The following is a 4,338-nucleotide window of genomic DNA, read 5'->3' as shown; positions in this document are numbered from 1 at the left end:
CCCGCGAAGAGGTTAACGCGGTCTTCCTAAAAGACCGCGTCAATTTCTTCGCGGGCAAGCCTCGCTCCGATAAGTGGGGTGTTGCTTCAGGCTTCCAGGTCGAGGATGTCGCGGGCCACGGCTTCGGCGATCCGAATCCCGTCGACACCCGCCGACAGAATCCCGCCCGCATAACCCGCGCCTTCACCCGCCGGGAACAGACCTTTCACGTTCAGGCTCTGCATCGACTCGTTGCGGGTAATGCGCAGCGGCGACGAGGTGCGCGTCTCGATCCCGGTCAACACCGCGTCATGCAGCGAGTAACCGCGAATCTGCTTTTCGAACGCCGGCAGAGCTTCACGAATGGCTTCAATGGCAAACGCAGGCAGAGCCAGCGCCAGATCACCCAAGGCAACACCCGGTTTATAGGACGGTTCTACGCTGCCCAACTCGGTGGACGGCTTGCCGGCGATGAAGTCACCGACCAACTGCGCCGGGGCTTCGTAGTTGCTGCCGCCCAACACGTAAGCGCGGGATTCCAAGCGTTCCTGCAACTCGATACCCGCCAGCGGGCCGCCCGGGTAATCGACTTCCGGGGTGATCCCGACGACGATCCCGGAGTTGGCGTTACGCTCGTTACGCGAGTATTGGCTCATGCCGTTAGTGACCACGCGGCCCGGCTCGGATGTCGCCGCTACCACGGTGCCGCCCGGACACATGCAGAAGCTGTACACCGAGCGACCGTTCTTGGCGTGGTGCACCAGTTTGTAGTCGGCCGCCCCGAGTTTCGGGTGGCCGGCGTACTTGCCCAGGCGTGCGCGGTCGATCAGCGATTGCGGGTGCTCGATGCGGAAGCCCACCGAGAACGGCTTGGCTTCCATGAACACGCCACGGCTGTGAAGCATGCGGAAGGTGTCCCGGGCGCTGTGGCCCAAGGCAAGAATCACGTGTTTCGAATGAATCTGTTCGCCACCATTGAGCTCGACGCCGACCAGTTGGCCGTCCTCGATCAACACGTCGGTGACCCGCTGCTGGAAGCGCACTTCGCCGCCCAGCGCGCGAATCTGCTCGCGCATGTTCTCCACGACGCCGGTCAGTCGGAACGTACCGATGTGCGGTTTGCTGACGTAGAGGATTTCTTCCGGGGCGCCGGCCTTGACGAACTCGTGCAGGACTTTGCGACCGATGAATTTCGGGTCCTTGATCTGGCTATAGAGCTTGCCGTCGGAGAACGTCCCCGCGCCGCCCTCGCCAAACTGCACGTTGGATTCAGGGTTGAGTACGCTTTTGCGCCACAGGCCCCAGGTGTCTTTGGTGCGCTGACGCACTTCGGTGCCGCGTTCGAGGATGATCGGCTTGAAGCCCATTTGCGCCAGCAGCAGCCCGGCGAAAATCCCGCATGGACCAAAACCCACGACGACAGGGCGTTGCTCAAGATCCGCCGGCGCCTGGCCGACCACTTTGTAGCTGACATCCGGTGCCACGTTGACGTTACGGTCATCGGCGAACTTGTGCAGCAACGCGGCCTCATCCCTGGCGGTGAGGTCGATGGTGTAGATGAAGCACAGTTCAGAGGACTTTTTGCGCGCATCGTAGCTGCGCTTGAACAAGGTGAAATCGAGCAGGTCATCGCTGGCGATGCCCAGGCGCTGCACGATGGCAGGGCGCAGGTCTTCATCGGGATGGTCGATCGGCAACTTGAGTTCGGTGATTCGTAACATGACGGGATCCGGTTCGCGGGGCGCACAACTGCGCCAAGGCGTTTGAAGGCGGCGATTATAAGCCCCAAACGCCGGTCCCGTGAGGCAAAAACGATCAGTCGTTACGCGAGCCGCCGAAATACCCGCAACCGCGTTGCACCTGACCATCGATGCGCAGCTCGGCGCTCATGTGCTGGACGCTGCCGGTGGTGCTGTCGACGCAACGTTGCGGCGCGACCCACAGTTCGATGTGCTGGTTATTGGCTTCGGTGCTGAGATTGAAACGGCCATCGCCCAGCTGTTCTTCAACATAGGGCACGGCCAGGGGCGGCTGGCCGGCACGGTCGATAACCATGCCTTTGCCGCTGACCTTGACGTTCCACTCTGGCGAGTGGCCGGCGGCGCGCAGGATCAGCAATTTGAAATTGGGATCGTCGCAGGCGGCGCCGGAGCGTTCGACGCGGTACAGCTGTTCAAGATCAAGGCGACTGTCGACGATTTGCCCACGCACGTCGGCGAACAGCTTGCCCTGGGCATCGGCGAGGGCCGCGGCCTCTTGCAAGACGCTGGTGCCACCGCTGTCATTGACCACATAACTGCGCTGTTCATTGCACGGCTGGAACAGCAACTTGCCGTCCGCTGCCGTCAACTGGCCCTGAAGGCGGGTCTGGCCCACGTGGGAGGCGCTTTCACGCGGGCCATCAAACAATTGGCAGGCGGCAAACAGCGGAAGCAGGGCGACAAGGACTAAGGAACGGGCAACACGCATCTTTGGCTCTCCAGACAAGTGCCGCCACGTTACGCAGCCTGACCGTTCATCACAACCCCAGCGATGTTCGATCTCCTGTAGGAGCGAAGCTTGCTCGCGAAGGGGCCAGTGCATCCAGCATCGTCATGAATGACAGAACGCTTTCGCGAGCAAGCTTCGCTCCTACAGTGAGGGTGGTGTGTCAGCCGACGTGAAAGGTCTGGCCGGTCTGTAGGCCCTCTACGCTTTTGGCGTAGGCCAATGCCACATCCGCTGCGGGAACCGGCTTGTAGCCCCGGAAGTACGGCGCGTAACTGCCCATGGCTTCGAGCAGAACGGTCGGGCTGATCGAGTTCACCCGCAAGCCGCGGGGCAGTTCGATGGCCGCCGCACGCACGAAGCTGTCCAGCGCGCCGTTGACCAATGCCGCCGAGGCGCCGCTGCGAATCGGGTCGTGGCTGAGCACGCCAGTGGTCAAGGTGAACGAGGCGCCGTCATTGGCGAATTCACGGCCGATTAGCAGCAGGTTGACCTGGCCCATCAGCTTGTCTTTCAAGCCCAGCGCAAAGCTTTCTTCGCTCATTTCATCCAGCGGTGCAAAGGTCACGTTGCCGGCAGCGCAGACCAGCGCATCGAATTTACCGGTTTGCTCGAACAGCTTGCGGATCGAGGCGCTGTCGCTGATATCCACATTGAAGTCGCCGCTGTTACGGCCGATGCGAATGATGTCGTGGCGCTGGGACAGTTCCTTGTCGACCGCTGAACCGATGGTGCCACCTGCGCCTATCAAAAGAATTTTCATCGTGCTGTTCCTCGAAGTGGTTGAACGAGGTTGCAGTCTAGAGTGGTTTTTTCCATTGATAAGCGCGCTAATAGGCAACCTTTGGTTTTCAAATGGAAACAATCCATGAGTGAGATGGATGATCTGGCGGCGTTCGCGGTGTTGATCGAGGCGGGCAGTTTCACCCTGGCGGCGCAGCAATTGGGCTGCAGCAAGGGGCAGTTGTCCAAGCGCATCAGCTTGCTGGAAACACGGTTCTCTGTGGTCCTGCTGCAACGCACCACCCGCCGTTTGAGTTTGACGGCGGCGGGCGCGGCGCTGTTGCCTCAAGCCCAGGCGCTGGTGGTTCAAGTCGAGAAGGCGCGTCAGGCGTTGGCGCGGTTGAAGGACGACATGGCCGGGCCGGTGCGCATGACGGTTCCGGTCTCGCTGGGGGAAACCTTCTTCGATGGCTTGTTGCTGGAATTTTCCCGCCAATATCCCGAGGTGCAGATCGAGTTGGACCTCAACAATAGCTTTCACGACTTGTCCCGAGACGGTTTTGACCTGGCCATCCGCTCCGAAGTGGCCAATGACCAACGCTTGGTCGCGCGTCCTCTGCTGGCCTGGCACGAAATGACCTGCGCCAGCCCGGCCTATCTCGAACAGTACGGTGAGCCGCAGACGCCCCAGGCGTTGGCCGACCATCGCTGCCTGCTCAACAGCCATTACAGCGGTCGCGAAGAATGGCTGTATCACCAGCAGCACGAGTTGCTGCGGGTGCGAGTGTCGGGTCCGTTTGCCAGCAATCACTACAGCCTGTTGAAAAAAGCAGCGCTGGCAGGGGCCGGCATTGCGCGGTTGCCTTCCTACCTGCTGCAAACGGAATTGGCTGACGGGCGATTGCGCTGGCTTCTGCGTGATTATCAGACGCGGAGCATGCCGATGTACCTGGTGCATCCGTATCAGGGCGGACTGCCCAAACGAACGCAGGTGTTGGCGGACTACTTGATTGATTGGTTTAAACGCAGCGGCGAGGCATTGGCGCGTCTCCAGCAATAGCCGCCCACATCCAACCCCCTGTAGGGGTGAGCCTGCTCGCGATAGCGGTGTGACATCCAGCATTGATGTTGACTGACACACCGCTATCG

General features: G+C 60.9%; 4 protein-coding genes. 1 reads left to right on the top strand and 3 read right to left on the bottom strand.

The annotated features are described in order from the left end of the window. Positions 1–86: 86 nt before the first annotated feature. From QMX98_RS32695 to QMX98_RS32685, 3 genes are all read right to left on the bottom strand, one after another. A complete protein-coding gene (locus QMX98_RS32695) occupies positions 87–1,700 on the bottom strand; it encodes an NAD(P)/FAD-dependent oxidoreductase (protein WP_282411983.1) in 1,614 nt (537 codons plus the stop codon). 94 nt (positions 1,701–1,794) lie between these two features. After that, entirely contained in the window at positions 1,795–2,448 is a 654-nt protein-coding gene (locus QMX98_RS32690; protein WP_010462597.1) for a membrane protein, read from the bottom strand. Between the two features lie 181 nt (positions 2,449–2,629). Further along, positions 2,630–3,229, bottom strand: a complete 600-nt coding sequence (locus QMX98_RS32685) for a short chain dehydrogenase (RefSeq protein ID WP_083374876.1) — start codon at positions 3,227–3,229, stop codon at positions 2,630–2,632. A gap of 105 nt (positions 3,230–3,334) precedes the next feature. Here QMX98_RS32685 and QMX98_RS32680 point away from each other — a divergent pair, with 105 nt between their 5' ends. Next, positions 3,335–4,249, top strand: coding sequence for a LysR family transcriptional regulator (locus QMX98_RS32680; RefSeq protein WP_010462593.1), 915 nt, complete (start codon positions 3,335–3,337; stop codon positions 4,247–4,249). Positions 4,250–4,338 lie beyond the last annotated feature (89 nt).

The organism is Pseudomonas sp. PS02303, assembly GCF_029959925.1.
Lineage (GTDB): Bacteria > Pseudomonadota > Gammaproteobacteria > Pseudomonadales > Pseudomonadaceae > Aquipseudomonas > Aquipseudomonas mandelii.
This window is presented reverse-complemented; position numbering and strand designations above follow the sequence as displayed.